Raw genomic sequence first — 23107 nt, 5'->3', positions numbered from 1 at the left:
TCAAGGGGAGGACAGCGGATACCCCGGGCTTTCTAGTCCAAAGTCTAAGCAGTGATTTCTGAACGGCGAGCCAGCACGATGAGTCAGTTGCAAACCCTCGATCGGGGTCTCCAGGCCCTGAAGATCATCGCCCGCCACCCGGGCGGCCTGAGCATTGCCGAGCTGGCAGAGACGCTGGGGATCAACCGGGCGATCGTCTACCGCATCGTCGCGACACTGGAGGCTAACGCCCTCGTCTATCGCCGCAAGGACGGGGCCATCTGCCTGGGCGGGGGGATTCTCGGCCTCGCCGCGCAATTCGAGCCGCAGTTACGCAGCGTGGCCGAACCCTTGCTGCGCCGCCTGGCCCGCGAGACGAACACCACAGCCTACCTGTCCGCCGCCCAAGGCGACGAGTGCGTAGCCTTGATGGTGGCCGAACCCGAAGAGGCATTGCTCCGGGTCGGCTACCGGGTGGGGAGCCGACACCCCCTGACCATCGGCGCCGCCGGCATTGCCATCCTCTCGGCGCGCCCCGAGTCCGAATCGGACAGCGACGCGGTACGCGACGCTCGCCGCCAGGGCTACAGCATTACCCGCGGGCAACTCCAGCGTGGCGCCGTGGGCGTGGCCTGTCCGCTGTGCGATCCGGCATCCCGCTCGGGCTTCGAAGGCAGCGTCGGCGTCGTGGCACTGGACGACCTGGATGCCGACGCAGCGGCAAGTGCCATTCAGGCCTGTGTGGCACGACTCAAGGATCTGATGGCGTGACCTCATGATGCGAGAAGATTCCGGGATGGTCGGACAGCGCCGGGAACCGGGACGGATCGACCACACACAATGGAAGCATCAGACGCCACCAAGCGGGCGGCGGGAATACAGAGCCAGATTGAGAGAGGGGATAGCCCGTAGCATTGTCATCGCCACCTTCCATCAACAGTCGTTGCGGCTTCCCCTCCTGAGTCCAATCAATGACCGTTTCTTGGCAGTAGACTTCTCGCATGGAGATAAGCTGTCATCTATGCCCCACCACTTTTTAAACAAACTCTCGAATTGTTAAAAGCCAGCAGCGCAGTCCGAAAAGCACCATTTCAATGGTTCTGACGAGTACTAAACATAACAAACGCTATCACACGACAGCTTCGGCTACCTTGTCATAGGGAACTGACGGCGAGGGTTAACGGATGCGAAAGACTGCGACCGCAGGATTTCTCGGCACGCTGGTAATTGCCAGCCTGCCTGCTTCCGCGACCTAGGCAGTATTGGTGGAAGGCCTCGAGCGGGGTCAGGGCATACTGCGCGCCCGTGGTGGCGAGTGCTTTGCCGTTACTCCACAGCATGTTGTCGGGATGGGGCTTGATCTCGAAGCCGTCAACGCCGACCGAACCCGCGCCCCGGCTGAAGCACTGACGAATTTCGGGGACGACATAGCGGTCATCCGGGTCGAAGCCGAGGGGCGTCTAACCTGCCACTCCAACTGGCCCCGCCCCGACTCCCTGGAAGAGCGCTTGCATACTGCCGTCGCCCAGGGACACAAAGGCGTTGTCTTGCGTATCCGTGAAACAGGAGGAATCGAATCCTTGCCAGTCCGTTTTACCGCCCTTGACGATCGACATATCGAAGCCGCTCCACTGATTCTCGACAGAGAGGGTTTCAAAGGGATCAGCGGCTCTCAACTCTTACTCGATGGTCGCCTCGTGGGCATTGTTCTCGAACTCACTGGCAAGGGCAGGTTCATTCGGGCCTATCGCAAGGATGCCCTGGACCAGCGCATCAACGGTTTTTTCGCCGTCGGCCCCCCTCGAATGCCCACGACTGCCCTGCCGGTAGAGATACAACATGGCCATGTCATGACAACAGCAAGAACTGCCGTGCGTCAGCAACCCACTCCTTGGTCGCCGGTGGTGAGATGGCTCGAGGTGGGCGAAAGCATTGAGCTGCGCGGCAAAGTCTCTGGGCGCCCTTGGTGGCAGACCACCGAGGGATATGTTCGTGTACGCAATACCACACCCCCTGATGGATAAGTGCTTGCCAGTACATCTTCGTCAATCCACCCGGTCAAATTCCCGATAACAGTGAAGTTCTTATGACACCTCAATAGTGAGAAATCACCATGTCATTAATACGAAAAACAATCGCCGGACTGATCCTGGGAATGTTGACCACCTCAACCATGGCCATGGATCAGCAGGACCTAGAAATCGCCAGGGAGCGTGCGGCCATGATCGACGAGATTCGCAACCTGCTATCCGATGATAGTCCTTCGGTTCGCCTGGCGGTTTTCGAACAAGTCATGAAAGATGACGACCCCGTATTACGCAGCATGGCGATGGAAACGGCTTTCAGCAACGACGACGAACGTCTCAAGACGGCGGCTCTGCGTAAGCTGATCGAAGAGCGTGAATTCATCGCCGTGGAGCTCATCGAGCCCATGGACCCCTCCCAGCCACAGGCCTATACCTACAATATCTGGCGCGAACTCGTTTTACTCGAACTAAAAATCGCCCCCCTCAGCGATGAAGTCAGCGGAAGATTCAGGAGCGCCGGCTTTGGGAACTCACAAACCTTTTCCGGTCAGCTGACTCGCGGTGGCTGGCTCATGCAGCTCGCCGCAGGGTACTACAACTGTCACCTGACCCTTTCCGAACTCGACGGCGTCAATCTGAACGGTTCCCTGGAATGTGCGATTGGTGGCAGGGCGACTGGAGAGGATTACGCCGGAGGCAACCGTGCCAGCCTCCCATTCAGGATTCGGCTGTCATGAAACTGCCGATCAAGCGCGGTAGTCTCATGATAGGTCTGCTCACGCTCGCCCCCCTCGGCGCCCAAGCCGTTGATCAACCCCGAACCACGGTGAATGCAACCGTACTGAACGAAGGCTATGTTCCGGAAGTCAGTGTATCCGGGAGGACGCTCATGGGGATGATGGTTGAGCCCGGCGGAGAGCCCAACGACGGCAACAATCAGCAGCTGTACCTCTGGTTGCCCGAAGAATATGGCACATCAGAGCACGCCTGCATCAATCTCAATTCCCGGGATGGTCAATACAGCGCCCTACTCTCCTTACCGCTCAAGTCAATCCCATCGAGTCCCGGCCGCCCTGTGCAGGTGAACTTTGTCAGCCAGAAAGCTGAATACTACAAACACTATAAACAGAATAGGTCCCCCCACCAGTTGGCCGTGCTGGCAGAGCTGAAGCCGGATTGCCGTCCCACCAGCCAACGTGAGGCCGTTCTTATGGCAGCCTGGGACTCTTCGCCGGACCTCAAGACGCTCATCGTACTTGCCAATAGCAGCCGCCTGGAAACCCTACTGGCGATGCCAGTCACCGATGCCGGGAACACTCGCTATCTCGCTGTAAAATGCCAGCCCATTGAGGCACCGCATCGTATTGCGTATGACACCGTTTGTCGGCTGGATCTCGACAAGCTTAATCAAGAAGGAATGCCGCATCTCCGCAAGATGCAACTGGTCCGCCGCAGTGGCGCCAGTCTCGCGGGGAAAGTGCCCGTAGAGTTGGCAAGATAATGGCGCCCAGCCGGGCGGGGGGTCATGGTTTGATGGAACGCCCCATCGGCCAAACCCTGCTAGGCCTGGCTGTAACGCTGGCAGCCATCCCCCTGCTCTTACAGGTTTTTACCAAGGCGCTCGAGCGCCCCTATACGATCTATGTAGATGCCAATAGCGAGATCCTCAGGCTCACGACACGAGAGCTCAACTCGACGACCTGGTATCTACCAAACGCACGAATCGTGCAACGGATAGCAGAAGTCGAGAAACAGACTTCAGACACTCAAAGCCTTCCAAAACCCACACGTGGCGATGCCTCGAAGATGGGTTCCGAGCTTATCGAAATTGACTTCAACACACCTGAACCCAAAATCAACCATTTCCATGGTTACCTGCATATCGGGCCTAATGCCATTGTAACCATGACACGCCGAGGGGCAGGTCCATTAGTAGTTACCATCGAGAGCAACGCCTCCAGTCAGCGCTCGTTCAACAATATGATACCGGCAGCCACTATGGAGCCCCTGGATTGTATCAATGATGGCGATGCCATGCTCGACACGACAGGAAAATCCGCCTGCACTTCAGACGAGATATCTGACGACCAAAAACGCCTTACCAAGCCCCTGGCGCTTCATCAAGCCAAGCTATTAGTCGACATAGGAGACGCACCACTCAACGGGACTCTCAATGGTATCGGCACGATCGGCGGCGATCCATACCAGCCAACCATGCCTGCCTCGCCCCCATTACTGCGCCATGGCGAGATATCGATAATTGGCCGGAAACTGATATCCGGTCAGGTGTATACCTTGATGCAAACAACACTGCACCTTGGTGATACGGTCAATGTCAACGGCCAGTTTGAGCCCGACTCACAAAAGAACGCTCTGGATCAATCGTCAGCGACTGCACTGTTCACCTGCCTTTTCTCGGTCCAGAACGGATCAATGGGAGGCCGAGGGATCGAACTCGCCTGCCACGCCAGTGGACGTTCACTGGACATCGGCAGCTACAGCGACAGTAGCCGTAGAGACCTGGCACCGCGCCCTTGGGATGTGCTTATCAACGAACCCAGCATGCAAGCCACTCTACCGCTTGCCATTACGGGTTTCTTCGTTCTGGTACTACGGCTCTTGGATAGCCTTTATCCTCGCCTATGTCGCTGGATAGGCGACACCGTGGCCAGACTTCGATAAGCCATAACCTAGGATTTATACGAAAAGTCGGCGAGCGAAGGCAAGACCGGGGCGCGTAGCTAAGGCAAGAATTGGCGAAAAACGGACCCGGCTGACGCACCAGTTTACGGGGTGTAAATGAGCATTTTGACCGGGCTGGCCCTCCAGCCGATTTTTAACGCCGTATTGTCGAACGTAGACAGTTTTCGCACAAAGCCTGGCGACCAGTGAACCCAAGGAGAATGGCTTCTCAGTCCACAAAGAGAAGGCCCACCCTCGCGGGCAGGCCTCCAAGCGCTGCGTCTCCTTGCTGGCTGACCACGAACGTCCTGTTCGTGCCTCCTTGGCCTGTCGAGCCTTCCTGGCTCGTTCTTCCCTGTCAGCGATTCTTTCGCTGTACTCAGCGTAGGCCGCTAACGGGCTGCCTACATATAACCCAAGTTAACCATTGCGCAAATTTACAGAAAATAACCAACATAGGTTTGCCACACCCACGGCGCATCGCAGCCGTGACTGTTCGTCGCCGGCGCTTGCGGCCGGCAAAGCGTCCGCGCCGGTACGTCAGAAGCCAGTAATTGGCAGCGTTCGACACCAGGCGCGCTCTGCCTAGATCATTTCCCGTCTCTCTCCCCTGCTCGCCCGGTCTTCCGGGCGACTCACGCCGGATTGCGAACAGCGTTTGAAAACCGAAATTCTCTGCTACGCTGAAGAAGCGATGCGAGAAATCGCCATCGCTGATCGTGATGTCAGGAGGTAGCATGTGATGAGCAACAAGACAGGCATCGACTACTTCGTCGATCTCGACCACCGCCAGACCTACTTGCTGGCGGCAACGAATGAGGGACCCGACCGCGCCAGCGGCGTGGAGATCTGGTTAATCGAGGATCATCTGGGCCCCGTACCCGATTGCCTCATCGGCAGCGACGACCAGCGTCTGATCTATCGTGGCGTCACGGACGAAACCGAGGTGCGACGGGAGTTCTATCGCATGAAACGGGCCCACCAGCCCGGTCAGACGCCGCTCCACCGGGAAGAGGTGCGGGGTCGCTGGCGCTACTTGTCGTCGTCTCCCTACCCGGCCCGCTAGCTATCGCATCACCGTTACGGATACAGCGAGGGAAAGCCGAGCGAGGTGGACGCACGACCGAGCCGGCTTCCCTTGCGTTGGCGCATCCGAACGCCACGCTGCCGGGCTATCGACGCTCGTCGACCGCGCGAAGCTGCGTCTGATAACGGGTCTTGCGCTCGACATACCCGCTACTGCTCTCGGCCAGGCCGGCGACTTCCTCGTCACTCAGTTCCCGTACGACCTTCGCCGGCGAGCCCAGGATCAAAGAGCGCGGCGGGAATGTCTTGTTGGACGTGACCACCGAACCGGCCCCTATCAGGCACTGCGCACCGATCTGCGCCCCATTGAGGATCGTCGAATGCATCCCCACCAGGGTGCCGTCGCCAATGGTGCAGCCATGCAGCATGACCAGATGGCCGACCGTGACGCCCTCTCCGATCCGCATCGCGAAACCCGGATCGGTATGCAGCACACAGTTCTCCTGAATATTGGTGCCGTCACCGATGACGATGCTGTCGTTGTCGCCACGGATCACGGCGCCGAACCATATGCTGACATCCTTGCCGAGGGTCACATCGCCGATCACGGCGGCATTCGGCGCGACAAAGGCCGTCGCATCGCGCCGCGGCGCCTTATTGTCGAGTGCATAGAGACTCATCGTCGTTGCTCGCTCTTGAGGTTGTTGGCTCGCCGGTGATCGGGTAACCAGGGTCGGTGCCTCGATCAACCGGACCTTCCGGGCTCGCCCGTGGGCGTTCCGCGTCAGCGTCGCGATAGGGCGGGCCTGTCACGTCTCCCATCGTCGGTCATGACGAGGGAGGCGCCAAGCACCTCGAGTCGTGGTCTCGTCTTGCGCTGCCGCTCCTTGAACGTAACGAAATGTGTACTATCGTGGTAATGGAGGGCACGTGACGCCCTGACCAATGCCAAGGAGAGCTCCCATGAACAAGCTGCAACAGGCGCCAGCGACGCTCGGCCCCCATATCGGCCCGGCTCAGGCCTACACTGCCGAGCACACGATTGCCACCACCCGGCGTGACGAGGACGACGGCCCGATGAGTCTCGAGCAGGCCGCCAACGCCCGGCGGGAAGCGGAATACATCGCCCGTCGCAATGGCGTCAAGGAACCCCTGCTGCAACTCTGGAAAGTGATGCACTGAACCGAAGGCAAGGCTCACGCCGAGACCCGCCCCGGTCGCCAGGACCGGGGCCACTGGCGGATCTCAGCGCGGCGATATGGCTGCCGCCGGACGCTTTCCTTCCTTCTCGCCCCCCCCCGCGAATGGCCTTCCCCGTATCGGCGCACCTGGCCGTCATTCGACACGAAGCGACGGCGTCTTCGGCTCCTGCCGTGGCGAGTAGGCCAGCGCCCGCTTGAGCAACTGCAACTCGCAGTCCGAGTCAGGGTCGGCATAACACGCCATCACCCGAGTGATCTCGCGGCGCAACATGCCCTGGAGATAGGCGTGATAGGTCATGATGAAGGCCTGGCAATGCTGGCAATGCAACGCAGCGGCAGCAGCGGGTTCGCTCCCTTGCGGCCATGAGTTATCGGTGCGGCATACCGGGCAGACGGCTGTCCTGAAACGATTCGACATGGGGTGTCCCGCCTTCCTTCCGTGGATGGGTGAAGCCCGACGGTACCACGCTTCGTATGACCGGTTGTTGACTCCCGACCGATCGCTTGCGGCAATACAGGAATTCGCCCGCAGGGCGACACGGGCTTGTCGGCAACGAGGAGACACAACAAAAAGCCGGTCCGCGAACGGACCGGCAACATGTGCTCAAACGGGACAGCAGGGAGCGTTGAACACACTCTCACGATAGGACAGCCATGGCCCGAGTACAAGGTTGGTATAGCCAGAAACGCGTAAATTAGGCCTAAAAATACTGAGGAATACGAAAGCACCGGAAAAACTTATACAAGACCTACCCGTGACGCGAGGCCAGGCGCATTGGCCTCAGGCGGCACCGCCCAGAATGGCCGCCAGATCGATGCGCGACTCCTGGGGCCTGAGATCCAGCAGCGCCTCCAGGGCACTCAGATGGTCGTGCATGCGACGCCTCGCCTCGTCGGCCGGCCCGTGCTCAAGCAACGTCAGCAGGTCGGCATGATCGTGATCGAGATAGCAAGCCTCCATGCCCGAACGCTTGTAGAGGGCAATGACGATCGAGGTGCGCAGGATGAGGTCGGCGAGCATGGCGCCGAGCACGCGATTGGGTGACTGCTCGGCCAGATAATGGTGCACCGCCTGCGAGCATTCGACACGCTCCGCCTCGTCGCCACGCTGATGCGCCTCGTGCTCACGGGCGATGATATCGGCCAGGGCCTGGCGTTGCGCCTCCTCGAGGCGGCCGGCCAGCAGTCCGGCGACCTCACCCTCGACCAGGCGGCGAGCGGCGAAGATCTCGCGGGTTTCCGCCACGTCCGGGGCCGACACACGGGCCACCTGGTTGGGTTGCTGAACGATCACGTGGTCAGAGGCCAAGCGAGTCAGCGCCTTGCGCACCACCGAACGGCTGACCCCGAAGATCTCGCCCAGGGTGACCTCGGGCAGACGCGTCCCCGGTGGCAGGCGCTGGGTCAGCACCGCCCGACGAATCATAGCGACGATCTGCGGGTCGCTGATCCGGCCGCCGGATGGCGCATCGGCCAGCATCGTTTCCTGCCATGGCTTGTTCATAGCCACCTCGCGTTGTCGTTACGAGTTCCACCTTCGCACGTTATGCCCGGCAAGGCCATGTGTATGCAATCGGACACGATTTTTGGATCCACGACCCCGCCAGACATTGTCACCACTCGCCTCAGGAAAAGGCATGAACAACGATGAGGGGCCACGGGCAATCATGTGCGCGCTGCACAAGATCCCGTCAGAGGATCCCCCACATACACGACAATCGGGACCCTTTTCGGAGCGTTTTCGAGGGTATCAGAGTGCCCTCGCCGGGCGTCGCACCGTCTCGCTGGCGCTTTCTGCCCCTTTTTTGCATACAAGAGGCGATCTCCAGACCAAAAGTACGAAGAACAGGACCCGTCGAGCGCAACGCCTCGCTGACACGATTCGTGCCGCTCGCCGGGAATGCCTGTCCAGAATCGAAGTATGGCGTGACGGGCGCCGGCGCGCACACGCCGCGGGTCGTCAAGGGCCGGACGCTGCGGTACCCGTCGTGCCGGGGAGGGCCGTTCAGGACCGGCGCGACCTCACGCCACAGCCTTGCAACACGACACGGCACAGAAAATCGGTGATCCGCCGGTAGTCGTCGGTATCGAGTGTCTCGCGACCGGTGATACCCAGCACCTGGGCCTCGAAATCCGCATAGTGCTGGGTCGCCGACCAGATCAGGAAGATCAGCCAGACCGGGTCGACCGGATCCATCAGCCCGCGTTCGGCCCACTGCTCGAAGACCCTGGCACGCTGTTGCACCCAGTCGCGCAATTCGCCGCGCAGATAGTCCTGAAGAAAGGGAGCCCCTTGAATCACCTCGGCGGCGAACAGTCGCGAGCCCTGGGGATGGGTGCGCGTCAGTTCCATCTTGCTGCGAATGAACGCCTCGAGCACCTCGGCGGGATCGTCGTCGACGCTGATGTCGTCGAGCATGGCGTTCCAGCGGCTCATCATCCGCTCGAGAAGCGCGACATAGAGCTTGCGCTTGCTGCCGACGTAATACAGTACATTGGACTTGGGCAGCCCGGCGGCCTCGGCGATCGCCTGCACGCTGGCCCCCCGGTAACCGTGCCGGGCGAAGACCTCCTCGGCCGCCTCGAGAATCGCCTTCTCGTTGCGCACCCTCGCCCGCGACACCTCCGACGAAGGGGTTGTGGTCATCGCAGCACCCCGCTGGTTCAAAGTCGCAAGCTTGCCGTACCTCGGGCCCGGACTCAATGTCGATCAAGCACTTGCCGAACCGTCGCCCCCGCGAGTCAGGATCAGCGCCATTTTTCAAACGCCCCGGCTTGCACTCACCGGGCAAATACGCCACGCTTCATTCATCTTGACCACTTGGTCAAAACCTCCTGACCTCGACGTCGAACACCGATAACAACGAGCGACCCGTGATGATCGACTTCTATCTCAATGGGCAGCGTCGGCAGTGCGCCGACATCCCGCCCGATACCAGTGCGCTCGAACTGCTGCGCATCCACCTGGGTCAAACCGGCACCAAGGAAGGCTGCGCCTCGGGCGATTGCGGCGCCTGTACCGTGGCGATCGGCACGCCGGACGGCAGCGGCGAGCTGACCTACCAGACGGCCAACGCCTGCATCATGCCCGCCCACCAACTCCACGGCTGCCACCTGGTCACCGTCGAGGGGCTGGCCCGCGGCGATGCCCTGCACCCGGTCCAGGCGGCGATGGTCGACTGCCACGGCAGTCAGTGCGGCTTCTGCACGCCGGGCATCGTGATGTCGCTGTTCGGCCTGCACGAATCCCAGCGCCGCGCCCCCGCCCCGCTGACGCCGCAACGCCTCGAGGCGGCTCTCGGCGGCAACCTGTGCCGCTGCACCGGCTACCGGCCGATCCGCGATGCGGCCCTGCGCATGAACGACTATCCGGACACCCACCCGGCCTGGGCCGACGACCCGCAGTTGCCGGCCGACGTCGCCGCCCTGGCCCATGACGCCACCCGCCAGCCGCCGGTGGCGGGCGAGACGCCCGAGGCCTTCGCCCGGCCCCGCGACCTCGCCGAATTGCGTGAATGCCGCCGGCAGGCGCCCCAGGCTCGCCTGGTCGCCGGCGCCACCGACCTGTGGCTGGAAAGCACCCAGCAGCTCAAGTCCTTCGACGCGCTGATCGACGTCACCCGGGTCGCCGAACTGCAGCGCATCGACGAGAACGACGATGGCTGGTGGATCGGCGCCGGCGTCACCTATCGCCGCATCGAGCCGCTGCTCGAAGAGGCCTATCCCGCCTTCTCGCACCTGATGCACCGCTTCGCCTCGCAGCAGATCCGCAACCGCGCCACCCTGGGCGGCAACGTCGCCAACGCCTCGCCGATCGGCGATACCCCGCCGGTGCTGCTCGCCCTCGACGCGACCCTGCGCCTCGACGGTCCCGACGGCGAACGCGAGCTGCCCATCGACGAATTCTTCCTCGACTACAAGAAGACGGCGCTCGCGGACGGCGAGTTCCTCAGCGCGATCTTCGTGCCCAAACCGACCGCGGACCGGCAGCTCAAGGTGTGGAAGATCTCCAAGCGCCGCGAGGACGACATCTCCGCAGTGCTCGCCGCCTTCGCCTGGCGCCTTGAGGACGGCGTGATGCGCGACGTCCACCTGGCCTTCGGCGGCATGGCCGGCATCCCCAGACGCGCCAGCGCCACCGAAGCCGTGCTGGAAGGACAGGCGCCCGGTCAGGCGCTCTTCGCGACGGCCAGGGCCACCCTGCGCGGCGAATTCGATCCGCTCGACGATGTCCGCGGCTCCCGCGAGTATCGCCTGGTCACGGCGGCCAATCTGCTGGAGCGGCTGCGCCTGACCCTCGATACCGACAACGACCCGGCCACGGAGGTGTGTCTCGATGCGTACGCTCACTAAGCTGTCCAGCACAGCGTCCGACACCCCCTCCGCCACCGGCCAGCCGGCCGAGTTCGATGCCGAGTCGGCCCGCGCCCGACACGACCAGGACGGCCGCAACAAGGGCGACGGCCCGCTGGCGCGCGAGGCCCGTGACACCCGAGCCAATGGCGCGGGCACGGCCCAGGCCCACGAGAGCGCCATCAAGCACGTCACCGGGCGGGCCGCCTACATCGACGACATCCCGGCGCCCGCCGACGCCCTGCACGTGGCGCTGGGCTTCTCGCCGGTGGCCCACGGCCGCCTGACCCGGCTCGACCTCGAGGCGGTCAAGCGCGCCCCGGGCGTGGTCGAGGTCTTCACCGTGGTCGACGTGCCCGGCCACACCGATATCGGCCCGGTCTTCCCCGGCGACCCGCTGTTCGTCGACGACGAGATCAGCTATCTCGGCCAGACGCTGTTCGCGGTGGCCGCCACCAGCTACAAGGCGGCACGCCTGGCGGTCAAGGCAGCCATCGTCGAGATCGACGAACAGCCGGCGAGCCTCGACCCGGTGGCCAGTGCCGAGCGCGGCGACGTGGTTCGCCTCACCCACGTCCAGGAGCGCGGCGACTGGCAGGCGGCGCTGGCGGGCGCCACGTTCACCCTCGAGGGCGAACAGTTCGTCGGCGGTCAGGAGCACTTCTACCTGGAAGGCCAGGCGTGTCTGGTCACCCCCACCGAGGACGAGGGCGTCGTCGTCTATACCTCCAACCAGCACCCCAGCGAGACCCAGAAGCTGGTCGCCGAGGTACTCGACATCCCCTTCCATGCGGTGACCGTGGAGACCCGGCGCATGGGCGGCGGCTTCGGCGGCAAGGAAACCCAGGCCTCGCCCTGGGCGTGCATCGCCGCGCTCGTCGCCCGGCGTACGGGGCGCGCCGCCCGGCTGCGCCTGCCGCGTGCCGAGGACATGCGCGCCACCGGCAAGCGCCATCCGTTCCACAACCGTTACCGGCTGGGATTCGATGCCCGGGGCGTGCTCGCCGGCGGCGACATCACCGTGATCGGCGATTGCGGCTACTCGCCGGATCTCTCCGAGGCGGTGGTCGACCGCGCCATGTTCCACGCCGACAACGCCTACTCGTTGGGCGACGCGAGAGTCACCGGCCATCGCGCCCGCACCCACACCGCTTCCAACACCGCCTTTCGCGGCTTCGGCGGCCCGCAGGGCATGATGATCATCGAGCAGGCGATGGACGACATCGCCCGCCACGTGGGCGAGGACCCGCTGACGGTGCGCAAGCGCAACCTCTACCGCGCCGAACGCGACGTGACCCATTACGGCCAGAGCGTCGACCAGCACCCGCTGATGAGCGAGCTCATCGAACGCCTGGAAGCGAGCAGCGACTACTGGCAGCGGCGTGAGGCGATCACCGCGTTCAACGCCGCCAGCCCGGTCATCAGAAAGGGCCTGGCGCTGACGCCGGTGAAGTTCGGCATCTCGTTCACCGCCAAGCACCTCAATCAGGCCGGCGCGCTGCTGCACGTCTACACCGACGGCAGCGTGATGATCAATCACGGCGGCACCGAGATGGGCCAGGGCCTTCACACCAAGGTCTGTCAGGTGGTGGCCCGCGAGCTGGGCCTGGATACCCGACAGGTACGCATCACCGCCACGCGCACCGACAAGGTCCCCAATACCTCGCCCACCGCCGCCTCGAGCGGCGCCGACCTCAACGGCATGGCCGCCCGCGACGCCGCCGGTCAGCTCCGCGAGCGGCTGTTCGACTTCGCCGCCGAGCACTACCAGCTCGACCGCGAGGGCATGCGCCTGGCAGACGGCGAACTCGTCGCCTTCAACCGTCGCATCCCCTGGGGCGAGCTAGTCCAGGCCGCCTACCTGGGCCGCGTGTCGCTGTCGGCCAAGGGCTTCTACTCGACGCCGTTGATCCACTACGACCGGGAGACCGGCAAGGGGCGCCCCTTCTACTACTACGCCTACGGCGCGGCGGTTTCCGAGGTCGAGGTCGACACCCTCTCCGGCGAGTACCGCCTCACCCGGGTGGACATCCTCCACGACGTCGGCGACTCGCTGAACCCGGCCATCGACATCGGCCAGGTGGAAGGCGGCTTCATCCAGGGCATGGGCTGGCTGACCAGCGAGGAACTCAAGTGGAACGCCGAGGGGCGACTGATCTCCGACGGGCCGGCGACCTACAAGATTCCCACCTTCGGCGACCAGCCGCCGGTGTTCAACGTCGCGCTGCTCGAGGGACACCCCAACTCCCAGGCCAGCATCTACCGCTCCAAGGCGGTGGGCGAACCGCCCTTCATGCTCGGCATGTCGGTATGGTCGGCGCTGCGCGACGCCCTGGCCAGCCTGGTGGACTATCACGTCTGCCCGCGGCTGGACACCCCGGCGACGCCGGAGCGTGTCCTGATGGCCGCCGAGGCCCTGCGCCAAGGGGGCGCCCAGGCGGCATCGCGGGAGACCCGGCATGATCTGGCATGAGGCGCTGCACCGCCTGCAGGACGCCGCCGAGCCCCACGTGCTGGCCAGCGTGATCGGCACGGCAGGGTCCACACCCCGCGAACCGGGCGCCAAGATGGTGATCACCGCCGATGCCGTCCATGACACCCTGGGCGGCGGCAGCTTCGAGTACCAGGTGATCGATACCGCACGTCAGGCGCTGGCCGACGCCGAACCGGGAACGCGCCTGGAGGCCTTTCCGCTCGGCGCCCGCTCGGGCCAGTGCTGCGGCGGCTACGTCCACGTCCTGCTCGAGGTGTTTCCCGGCGCGGCGCTGACGGTCGCGCTGTTCGGCGCCGGCCATGTCGGCCAGGCCCTGGCCGGCCTGCTGGCGCCGCTGCCCTGGCGCGTGCTGTGGCACGACAGCCGCGACACCGGCTTCCCCGACTGGGCGGCGAACCAGCCGCGCCTGAGCCGCCGCCCGGCCGCGGATGCCGACGCGGCGGTGGCGGCGTTGCCCCCGGGTTGCCACGCCCTGGTGATGACCCACGACCACGACGAGGACCGCCGCCTGGTCGATGCCCTGCTCACACGCGGCGACTGCGCCTCGCTCGGCCTGATCGGCTCGACCAGCAAGTGGGCGAGCTTCCGTCGCCGGCTGAGCGATGCCGGACACCCGGACGACGCGCTGAGTCGCGTCCGCTGCCCGATCGGCATTGCCGGCGCCCACGGCAAGCTGCCTTACGAGATCGCCGTGGCGGTGGCCGCCGAACTGCTCACTCTCAAACCCCAGGCCGCCGCGTCGGATCGGCGCGGCGTCGAACCGCAGGTGCTGCGGGCGACGTTTCCCCCACGATCGGCCCCGTGACCGCTTCAGGAGACCGACCATGACCGATGCCCGCCTGTTGCGCGGCCCCCTGCTGAGCTTTCTGAATGATCCCGGCGAGAGCGATACCCCGGAATCCGGCAGCGTCCTGCACCTCGAGGACGGCGCGCTGTGGCTGGAGGACGGCCGTATCCGCGCCATCGGCGACTACGCCGAGCTCGCCCCACACCTGCCGGCCGGGCTCGAGATCGTCGACTATCGCGACAAGCTGATCATGCCGGGGTTCATCGACACCCACGTGCACTACGTGCAGCTCGACATCATGGCCTCCTACGGTCGCCAGCTGCTCGACTGGCTCAATGAATACACCTTTCCCGAGGAGTGCCGCTTCGCCGAACGCGCCCACGCCGAGAACGTCGCCGAGGCCTTTCTCGACGAGACGCTGCGCACCGGCACCACCACCGCGCAGGTGTTCTGTACCTCGCATCCGGTCTCGGTGGACACCTTCTTCACGGCCGCCCGGCGCCGCGGCCTGCGGATGCTCGCCGGCAAGGTGCTGATGGACCGTCACGCCCCTGACGGCCTCGTCGACACCGCCCGGGGCGGGCTCGCCGACAGCGAGCGGCTGATCGCCGACTGGCACGGCACCGACCGGCTCGGCTATACCCTGACGCCGCGTTTCGCGCCCACCTCGAGCCGCGAGCAGCTCGACGCCACCGGCGCGGTGCTGCGCAACGCCCCCGATCTCTACCTGCAGACGCACCTCTCCGAGAACCGCGGCGAGATCGACTGGGTGGCCGAGCTGTTCCCCGAGTCCCGCGACTATCTGGACGTCTACGAACGGTACGGGCTGGTCGGGCCGCGCAGCACCTTCGCCCACGGCATCCACCTGTCGCCCGACGAGCGCAAGCGGCTCGCCCAGGCCGGCGCCAACATTGCCTTCTGCCCGACCTCCAACCTGTATCTGGGCAGCGGCCTGTTCGATCGCCTGGCCTGCCGCGAGGCGGGTCTCAACGTCTCGCTGGCCAGCGACGTGGGCGCCGGCACCGACCTGTCCGGCTTCGCCACCCTCAAGGCGGCCTATCAGGTCGGCCAGTTGCTCGACCAGCCGCTCACCGCCTGGCAGGGCTTCTACCGACTGACCCTGGGCAACGCCCGCGCCCTGCATCTGGACGCTCACATCGGCAGCCTGCGCGAGGGCGGTGAGGCCGACCTGGTGGTGCTCGATCCCCAGGCCACGCCGCTGCTCGCCCGGCGCACCGCTCGCACCCAGTGCCTGGCCGAACGGCTCTTCGCATTGATGATCCTCGGCGACGACCGGGCCGTGTACGCCACCTGGGCCCACGGCCGGCTCGTGCATCAGCGTGATGCAAGCGCCCCGCACGACGCACCATCGGAGCGCATCGGCCAACCCGCCTGATCAGCCCCCTCTTCCTGCGACTTGTCTCGCGCTGTCGAGCGGCATGGCTTCGGGCCTGCCGCTCTTTTTGCGTCGCGTACCGCGGCGTTTGCGTTCGCCGCCTAGCCGCCTCAGCGACCGGTCATAGGCGCTTTGCCGTCACCGCGGGCGTCTGGCAGAAGAATTGCATACAGAAGAGAAGACGCATCGCGCATCTTTTGTATACAACAGCATACCGAGGAACCCTCATGTCCGTGGACACGCCCCTCTACCGGCTCGACGAGCGACCGGCCCCGGCGAAGGCGCTGCTCGCCGGTTTCCAGCACGTGCTCGCCAGCTTCGTCGGCATCATCGCACCGAGCATGATCATCGCCGGCGCTCTCGACCTGCAGGGCTACGTGCCCTACCTGATCAGCATGGCATTGTTCGTCTCGGGGCTCGCCACCCTGCTGCAATCGCAGCGCCTCGGACCTCTGGGTTCGGGCCTGCTGAGCATCCAGGGCACCAGCTTCGCCTTCGTCGGCGCGCTGATCATCGCCGGACAGACCGCCCGCGCGGGCGGCGCCGACGACACCGGGGTACTGGCCACGCTGTTCGGCGTATGTCTGGCGGGCAGCCTGATCGAGGTGGCGCTGGGCAGCGTGCTCGGGCAACTCAAGCGCATCATCACGCCCACCGTCACCGGCATCGTGGTGACGCTGATCGGTCTGTCGCTGATCGAAGTGGGGGTGACCGACATGGCCGGCGGCTTCGGTGCCGAGAACTTCGGCAGCCTGGCCAACCTCGGCCTGGGCGGGCTGGTGATCGTCACCGTGCTGGGCTGTCAGCTCGCGCGCCATCCCTGGTGGCGGATCGGCTCGATCTTCATCGGTCTGGTGGTGGGCTGCCTGGTCGCCGCCTTGACCGGCCACATGACCCTGCCCGCGCTGAATGACGCCACCTGGCTGAGCGTGCCGCAACCGCTGCGCTACGGGCTGAACTTCGATCTCGCCGCCTTCATCCCGGTGGCCTTCATCTTCCTGATCACCGCCATCGAGACCGTCGGCGATTTGACCGGCACCTCCCGCGCCTCGGGCGAGCCCGTCGACGGCCCGCTCTATCGCCGGCGAATCCGCGGCGGCGTGATGGCCGACGGCGTCAACTCCGCGCTGGCCGCGGTGCTGAACACCTTTCCCAACACCACCTTCAGCCAGAACACCGGTGTCGTGCAGTTGACCGGCGTCGCCAGTCGCCACGTGGGCTGGTACGTGGGCGGGATCCTCATCGTTCTGGGGCTGATTCCGGCGCTCGGCCAGCTGCTGCAGCAGATACCGCGCCCGGTGCTGGGTGCCGCGACCACGCTGATGTTCGGCCTGATCGCGGTATCGGGGATCCGCATCCTCAGTCAGCAGACCATGGATCGCAAGACGCTGATGACCATTGCCACTTCGCTGGGTACCGGCCTCGGCGTGCTGCTGGTTCCTGACGTGCTCTCCGGCCTGCCCCCGCTGGCGCAGAAGATCTTCTCGTCGTCGATCACCACCGGCGGGCTCACCGCCATCGCCTGCAGCCTGCTGCTGCCCTCGGGCGAGATGCGCGACACCAGCACCGCTCCGGCGGCGACGGCCGGCGCCGAGGAACCGGTCGACTGAACGTCGGTCGGCGTATCATTTCCCTTATTGGCCCGCCGTCAGGCGGGCTTTTTCGATTTCCGGACAGGAGGCGACGTCGAGCGGCTCAATCTCAGTGGGCATCGATACGCGCCAGCAGCGCCTCGCGCCGCGGCTCCTCGATGAAGGCCGCTTCCACGGCGTTGCGAGCCAGCGTGCGGAAGGTCGCGCGGTCCCAATCGAAGGCCGCGTGGCAGGCCAGGAAATTGTCGAGCATGCCGCCGCCGAAATAGGCCGGATCGTCGGAGTTGAGGGTCAGGGTGAGACCGGCGTCGAGCATGGCCGGCAACGGATGCGCGTCCATCGTCTCGACCACCTTGAGCCGGGTGTTGGACAGCGGGCACACGGTCAGCGGCATCCGCGCGTCGCGCAACCGCGCGACCAGCGCCGGATCCTCGAGACAGCGCACGCCATGGTCGATGCGGCAGACATCGAGGGTATCCAGCGCCTGGTGGATGTACTCGGGCGGCCCTTCCTCGCCGGCATGGGCGACCCGGGCCAGGCCCAGATCCCCGGCCCGGGCGAAGACCTCGGCGAACTTGTCCGGCGGGTGGCCCTGCTCGGCGCTGTCGAGCCCCACGGCATCGACCAGTTCCAGGTAGGAATTGGCCTGCTCGAGCACCTGCATCGCCTCGTCGGCCGGGCGGTCGCGCACGAAACTCAGGATCAGCGCGCTCGACAGGTCCAGCTCGCGGGCGGCCGCGCGCATCGCCCGGCGCAAGCCCTCGATCTGCGGGGCCAGTCCCACGCCTCGGGCCAGATGCGCCTGCGGGTCGAACATCAACTCGACATGCACCACGCCGTCGGCATGGGCCCGGCGAAAGTAGGCCATCGCCAGGTCATGGAAGTCGTCGGCGGTGCGCAGGACCGCCATGCCCTGGTAGTAGAGATCGAGGAACGACTGCAGATCGTGAAAATCGTAGGCGGCGCGGACCTCATCCACTGACGCGTAGGGCAAGGACACCTTGTTGCGCGCCGCCAGCTCGAACATCAGCTCGGGCTCCAGGGTGCCCTCGATGTGCAGGTGCAGTTCGGCCTTGGGCAGGCCCTTCAACCAGTCGTGCATGGGGGTCTCCCGCAATATGAGTCCATGCCATATTGCCTGAGCTGACCGATCGGGCAAAGTCCGCTTCAGAGCTGCCCTTCGCGTAACGTCAGGGTTCGCGTCACGCCGGGCAGCCAGGCGTCGTCATGGGCCAGGTAGAGCACCGTGCGCCCCTCGAGCCAGGCGTCCAGCCGCGCGGCGATACGCGCGGCGGTGGCGGCATCGACGCCGGTGAACGGCTCGTCGAGGATCACCAGCTCGGCCCGGGTCAGCAGTACCCGCGCCAATGCCAGACGCCGCGCCTGACCGCCGGAAAGCCGGCGCCCCGACTCGCCCACCCAGGTCTCCAGCCCCACCGGCAGCGCGGCCGCCCAGTCGGCGAGTTCGACGATCTCCAGGGCCCGCCACAGGGCCGCCTCGTCGACCTGGGCATCGGCGAGGCGCAGGTTGTCGGCCAGGCTGGCCTGGAATAGCTCGCTGCGCTGGGTGAGATAGCCGATACGCCGGCGCAGCCGGGCCGGTGCGACCCGGCGCAGGTCGACGCCGTTGAAACGCAGCGTACCCGCGGTGGGATCGAGCTGGCGGACCAGCAACTGGCCGATGGAGGACTTGCCGGCTCCCGAGGCCCCCAGCAGCGCCAGCCGCTCACCGGGCGTGATCGCCAGCGAGACGTCATCGAGCGCCGGCACCGGGGCGCCGGGATAATGCAGTGTGACAGCCTGCAAGGCGATACCGGGCCGGCCGTCGGGCAATGGCTGTGGCGTCCCGGGGGCCGCGATGCCACCCTGCCGGGCTTCCAGCGCATTGAGCCGCCGGGCCGCCGCGCGCGTACCGCCGAGTGGCGTGAACGCCGTCGGCAGGGCACCGAACACCTCGTTCAGCGCCAGCACCGCCAGCGGCAGCATCACCATCACGGCGCCGCCGATCCGCTGTGCCTCGTAGGCCCGGGCGCCCAGCCACAGCGCCAGCACGGCAGCGGCGCTCACGCCCAACCCCGCCAGCGCGCTACCCAGCGCCTGACGGCTGGCCAGCCGCCGCTGATCGGCATAGAGCGCCCGCGTTTCCAGGCCGAGACGCCTCCGGTAATCATCCAGTGCCCCGTGGCCACGCAGCTCGGCGAGGCCTTCGAGCAGCTCGATGATCCGACTGCGCAGGCGATCCTGAGTGGCGACCCGCCGCTGACCGGGCGCCATGCCCAACCGCGCCTGACCGATCACCAACCAGGCCCACAACGCCAGCAGCAGTAACGTCACGGCAAGCGCCGCGATCGGCACGAAGACACCCAGCAGCACGCCGACGCCGAGGGCCGCCAGCAGGGCCACCAGCGGCGGTGCCAGCAACCGCAGATAGAGGCCATCCAGGGTGTCGATGTCAGCGGTCAGCCGATTGAGCCACTCCGAGGCACGCAGCCTGGCCAGCTCGCGGCCATCGAGGCGGGTCAGCACCGCGAAGGCATCGCGCCGCAGGTCGGCGAGCACGCGCAGCACCGTGTCGTGGTTGTAGAGCCGCTCGGCATAGCGCGCCACGGTCCGCGATATCGCGAAGGCCCGAATGCCGCCCCCGGGCACGTAGACGTCGATCGATGCCGCGACCCCCGCGGCGATCAGCGCGCCGGTCAACGCCGTGGCGGTGATGAACCAGCCGGAGAGCGCCAGCAGGCCGATCCCCGAGACCGCGGTCAGCAGCATCAGAGCGGCGCCCAGCCACAGGCGCCGTCGGCGACGCCCCAGACGGGTCAGCCAGGGACGAAAATCCGCGCCCAGCGACCCAGCACCCTGATCGCCGTTCGGAACGCGCCGCCGCTCATGCCGAGACATCGTTGGGCCTCTCCTCCGCCGTTGGCGGCCGCGCCAGATCGACGACACGATCGGCCAACGCGACCAGTGCCGGATGATGAGTGGCGATCACCAGCGTCACGCCCTGGCGACGCAACGCCTGCAAGGCCTCGACGATGGCCGCCTCGGTGATCGCATCCAGCCCGGCGGTCGGCTCGTCGAGCAGTATCAGCGGGGCCCGCGACAGGAACACCCGCGCCAGCGCCAGCCGCTGGGCCTGGCCCCCGGAGAGGCCGAAGCCGCGCTCGCCCAGCGGGGTGGCCAGCCCGTCGGGCAACGCCGCGACGACCTCGCCGAGATGCGCCCCGGCGATCGCCGCCTCGAGTGCCGCGTCGTCGGCGTCCGGCGCCACCACCCGCAGGTTGTCGGCCAGGCTGCCCTGGATCAGCCAGGGACGCTGGTCCATCCAGGCGCTCGGCCCGCGCGGCTCGACGTCCAGGGTGCCCGCTGCCGGCTCGACGAACCCGGCCATCGCCTGAAGCAGCGAGGACTTGCCGCTGCCCGAGGGGCCGACCAGGACCAGACATTCGCCCGGGGCGACGTCCAGATCGAGGGGGCCGAGCACCCGCCCGCGGCCGGCATGCGCGAGGGATACGCCGCGCAGGCTGATACGCGGCGGGACCGTATCGCCCGTCGCGAACGCGGGAATGGACGGCGCCGGCTGCTTGAGCCGTTCGATCAACCCGTCTGCCGCCCCCAGCGCCGCGGCGCGATCGTGATAGTGCTGGGACAGGGTGCGCAGCGGCTGGAAGAACTCCGGGGCCAGCAACAGCACGAACAGCCCACTGAACAGCGTCAGTCCGTCGGCGGGGCCGAAACGAATGTAGCCGAGCAGGCCGAAGCCGATGTAGATCGCCACCAGGGCGATCGCCACCGAAGCGAAGAATTCCAGCACCGCCGACGACAGGAAGGCCAGGCGCAGGGTCCTGAGGCTGCGCCTGCGGTAGTCGTCGGCGGCGGCGTACACCTCGTCGATGCTCGCGCGGGTGCGGTTGAAGAGCTGCAGGGTGCTCACCCCGCGTACCCGGTCGAGAAAATGCCCGGCGAGCCGGCTCACCGCCACGAACTGTTCGCGATTGAGCCGCTCGGCGCCCATCCCCAGCAGCGCCATGAACAGCGGAATCAGCGGTGCCGAGAGCAGCAGCAACAGCGCCGCCAGCCAGTCGAGATACGCGACCACCGCGAGGATGATCGCCGGCAACAGCATGACCAGCCGCAACTGCGGCAGAAAGCGCGCGAAGTAACCGTCCAGGGCCTCGACCTGCTCGACGAGCTGCTGGCCCAGCGCCGCGCTGTGGCGGTCCGCCAGGCGCACCGGGCCCAGCGCGGCGAGATGGTCGAGCAGCGACTCGCGGACCCGCTCACGGACCCGCAATCCCGCCTCGAAGGCGGCCCGCTCCTGACCCCACTGGGCGAGCCCGCGCAGGACCAGCACGCCGAGCAGCGCGACGAACACCGACGTCAGGCTCGCCACCGACCGCGAGTCGTTGATCAGTACCGCGACCAGCCAGGCCAGCAGGCCCATCTGCACCAGGGTGCAAAGACCCGCCAGCAAGGCAGCGGCAGCGGCCAGTCCCAGCCAGTGGCGAACGCCACCGGCCAGGTCACGCAGCCAGCCCCGGGGTGTGGTGTCCGCCGCCAGCGGCGGCGTCAATGGTAGCCCTCACCCGGACGCACCTTGCCACGGAACACCCAGTAGGCCCAGCCGGTATAGCCGAGAATGATGGGAATCACGAACAGCACCCCGACCAGCAGGAAGAGCTGCGATCCCGGTGCCGAAGCGGCGTCCCACAGGGTGTACTCGGGCGGGATCACGTAGGGCCAGCGGCTGACCAGCAGGCCCAGATAGGTGAAGACGAACATGCCCATGGTGGCCAGGAACGGCAGGATGTCGCGCTCGCGCTTCACGCCCCACCACACCAGCGCGGCACAGCCCAATGCCAGCACCGGGAGGATCCAGATCACCTGCAGGTGACTGAACCAGCGTTCCCAGACCCCGGGATCGATGTAGGGCGTCCACAGGCTGACCCCGGCAAAGACCAGCAGTACCGCGGCCAGCAGCGACGGCACCAGGCGACGCGCCCAGCGCTGGATGTGCCCCTCGGTCTTCATCGCCACCCAGGTCGCGCCCAGCAGGGCGTAACCGGCGAGCATGCCCAGCCCGGTGAGCACCGAGAACGGCGTCAGCCAGTCGAGGGCGCCGCCGGTGAATACCCGGTCGGCGGTCTCGAAGCCCTGGATGTAGGCACCGACCACCGCGCCCTGGGCAAAGGTCGCCACCGCCGAACCGCCGGCGAAGGCCGCGTTCCACCATTGCCGCGAACGGCGCGCCTTGAAACGGAACTCGAAGGCGATACCGCGGAAGATCAAGCCGGCGAGCATCAGGAACACGCCGATGTAGAGCGCCGGCAGCAGCACCGAGTAGACCAGCGGGAAGGCCCCCAGCAGCCCGGCGCCGCCGAGCACCAGCCAGGTCTCGTTGCCGTCCCAGATCGGCGCCACGGAATTCATCATCACGTCGCGCGATTCCTCGTCCGGGGCGAAGGGAAACAGGATGCCCACGCCCAGGTCGAAGCCGTCCATCAGCACGTACATGATCACGCCGAAGGCGATGATCACCGCCCAGATCAGAGAAAGGTCGATAGTCGCCATG

The 23107-nt window shown here is 65.8% G+C and carries 20 protein-coding genes; 12 read left to right on the top strand and 8 right to left on the bottom strand.

The window, feature by feature from the left end:
- The first annotated feature begins 78 nt into the window (after nt 1-78).
- The 6 genes from KGR00_RS06625 (at nt 79) to KGR00_RS06600 (ending at nt 5754) form a co-directional block, all read left to right on the top strand.
- The gene (locus tag KGR00_RS06625; RefSeq protein WP_224417229.1) at nt 79-750 is read left to right on the top strand and encodes a helix-turn-helix domain-containing protein; all 672 of its coding nucleotides are present in this window, start codon (nt 79-81) and stop codon (nt 748-750) included.
- A gap of 578 nt (nt 751-1328) precedes the next feature.
- Nucleotides 1329-2003: a hypothetical protein gene (locus KGR00_RS06620; RefSeq protein ID WP_224417230.1), complete on the top strand. Its 675-nt coding sequence runs from the start codon at nt 1329-1331 to the stop codon at nt 2001-2003.
- An 89-nt stretch (nt 2004-2092) separates the two neighbouring features.
- Nucleotides 2093-2743 carry a hypothetical protein gene (locus tag KGR00_RS06615; RefSeq protein WP_224417231.1) on the top strand — a complete coding sequence of 217 codons (651 nt, stop codon included), beginning with the start codon at nt 2093-2095 and terminating at the stop codon, nt 2741-2743.
- Nucleotides 2740-3507 (top strand): hypothetical protein, encoded by a 768-nt coding sequence (locus KGR00_RS06610; RefSeq protein ID WP_224417232.1) that lies wholly within the window; start codon nt 2740-2742, stop codon nt 3505-3507. The genes KGR00_RS06615 and KGR00_RS06610 overlap by 4 nt, the downstream gene beginning before the upstream one ends.
- Before the next feature lie 32 nt (nt 3508-3539).
- A complete protein-coding gene (locus tag KGR00_RS06605; RefSeq protein ID WP_224417233.1) occupies nt 3540-4688 on the top strand; it encodes a hypothetical protein in 1149 nt (382 codons plus the stop codon).
- A gap of 742 nt (nt 4689-5430) precedes the next feature.
- Nucleotides 5431-5754 (top strand): hypothetical protein, encoded by a 324-nt coding sequence (locus KGR00_RS06600; RefSeq protein WP_224417234.1) that lies wholly within the window; start codon nt 5431-5433, stop codon nt 5752-5754.
- A gap of 106 nt (nt 5755-5860) precedes the next feature.
- Here the strand turns inward: KGR00_RS06600 and KGR00_RS06595 are convergent, their stop codons facing one another.
- On the bottom strand, nt 5861-6394 hold the full coding sequence (locus KGR00_RS06595; protein ID WP_224417235.1) for a gamma carbonic anhydrase family protein: 534 nt from the start codon (nt 6392-6394) through the stop codon (nt 5861-5863).
- A 283-nt stretch (nt 6395-6677) separates the two neighbouring features.
- Between KGR00_RS06595 and KGR00_RS06590 the strand changes: the two genes are divergently transcribed.
- The gene (locus KGR00_RS06590; RefSeq protein ID WP_129138417.1) at nt 6678-6896 is read left to right on the top strand and encodes a hypothetical protein; all 219 of its coding nucleotides are present in this window, start codon (nt 6678-6680) and stop codon (nt 6894-6896) included.
- 153 nt (nt 6897-7049) lie between these two features.
- Here the strand turns inward: KGR00_RS06590 and KGR00_RS06585 are convergent, their stop codons facing one another.
- From KGR00_RS06585 to KGR00_RS06575, 3 genes are all read right to left on the bottom strand, one after another.
- Nucleotides 7050-7214 (bottom strand): hypothetical protein, encoded by a 165-nt coding sequence (locus KGR00_RS06585; RefSeq protein WP_162500794.1) that lies wholly within the window; start codon nt 7212-7214, stop codon nt 7050-7052.
- Nucleotides 7215-7697: 483 nt separating this feature from the next.
- Nucleotides 7698-8420, bottom strand: coding sequence for a GntR family transcriptional regulator (locus tag KGR00_RS06580; protein WP_224417236.1), 723 nt, complete (start codon nt 8418-8420; stop codon nt 7698-7700).
- Nucleotides 8421-8921: 501 nt separating this feature from the next.
- Nucleotides 8922-9563 (bottom strand): TetR/AcrR family transcriptional regulator, encoded by a 642-nt coding sequence (locus tag KGR00_RS06575; RefSeq protein WP_129138419.1) that lies wholly within the window; start codon nt 9561-9563, stop codon nt 8922-8924.
- Nucleotides 9564-9793: 230 nt separating this feature from the next.
- Here KGR00_RS06575 and xdhA point away from each other — a divergent pair, with 230 nt between their 5' ends.
- The 5 genes from xdhA to KGR00_RS06550 all read left to right on the top strand — a co-directional run bounded on the left by xdhA (nt 9794) and on the right by KGR00_RS06550 (nt 17556).
- Nucleotides 9794-11269 (top strand): xanthine dehydrogenase small subunit, encoded by a 1476-nt coding sequence (gene xdhA / locus KGR00_RS06570; RefSeq protein ID WP_224417237.1) that lies wholly within the window; start codon nt 9794-9796, stop codon nt 11267-11269.
- Nucleotides 11253-13742 (top strand): xanthine dehydrogenase molybdopterin binding subunit, encoded by a 2490-nt coding sequence (gene xdhB, locus KGR00_RS06565; protein WP_224417238.1) that lies wholly within the window; start codon nt 11253-11255, stop codon nt 13740-13742. Before xdhA ends, xdhB begins: the two co-directional genes overlap by 17 nt.
- Nucleotides 13729-14568 carry a xanthine dehydrogenase accessory protein XdhC gene (xdhC, locus tag KGR00_RS06560; protein ID WP_224417239.1) on the top strand — a complete coding sequence of 280 codons (840 nt, stop codon included), beginning with the start codon at nt 13729-13731 and terminating at the stop codon, nt 14566-14568. The genes xdhB and xdhC overlap by 14 nt, the downstream gene beginning before the upstream one ends.
- Before the next feature lie 19 nt (nt 14569-14587).
- On the top strand, nt 14588-15946 hold the full coding sequence (gene guaD, locus KGR00_RS06555) for a guanine deaminase (protein WP_224417240.1): 1359 nt from the start codon (nt 14588-14590) through the stop codon (nt 15944-15946).
- 227 nt (nt 15947-16173) lie between these two features.
- On the top strand, nt 16174-17556 hold the full coding sequence (locus KGR00_RS06550; RefSeq protein WP_224417241.1) for a nucleobase:cation symporter-2 family protein: 1383 nt from the start codon (nt 16174-16176) through the stop codon (nt 17554-17556).
- A gap of 91 nt (nt 17557-17647) precedes the next feature.
- Here the strand turns inward: KGR00_RS06550 and KGR00_RS06545 are convergent, their stop codons facing one another.
- From KGR00_RS06545 to cydB, 4 genes are all read right to left on the bottom strand, one after another.
- Nucleotides 17648-18640 (bottom strand): adenosine deaminase, encoded by a 993-nt coding sequence (locus KGR00_RS06545; RefSeq protein ID WP_224417242.1) that lies wholly within the window; start codon nt 18638-18640, stop codon nt 17648-17650.
- 65 nt (nt 18641-18705) lie between these two features.
- Complete coding sequence (gene cydC / locus KGR00_RS06540; protein ID WP_224417243.1) at nt 18706-20436, bottom strand: thiol reductant ABC exporter subunit CydC; 1731 nt, start codon at nt 20434-20436, stop codon at nt 18706-18708.
- Nucleotides 20423-22108 (bottom strand): thiol reductant ABC exporter subunit CydD, encoded by a 1686-nt coding sequence (cydD, locus tag KGR00_RS06535; RefSeq protein WP_224417244.1) that lies wholly within the window; start codon nt 22106-22108, stop codon nt 20423-20425. Before cydD ends, cydC begins: the two co-directional genes overlap by 14 nt.
- Nucleotides 22105-23106: a cytochrome d ubiquinol oxidase subunit II gene (gene cydB, locus KGR00_RS06530; RefSeq protein WP_224417245.1), complete on the bottom strand. Its 1002-nt coding sequence runs from the start codon at nt 23104-23106 to the stop codon at nt 22105-22107. Before cydB ends, cydD begins: the two co-directional genes overlap by 4 nt.
- Nucleotide 23107 lies beyond the last annotated feature (1 nt).

Source organism: Modicisalibacter sp. MOD 31.J, assembly GCF_020147985.1.
Classification (GTDB): Bacteria; Pseudomonadota; Gammaproteobacteria; order Pseudomonadales; family Halomonadaceae; genus Modicisalibacter; species Modicisalibacter coralii.
Note: the sequence above shows the minus strand (reverse complement) of the source record. Positions and strands in the feature narration are given on the sequence as shown.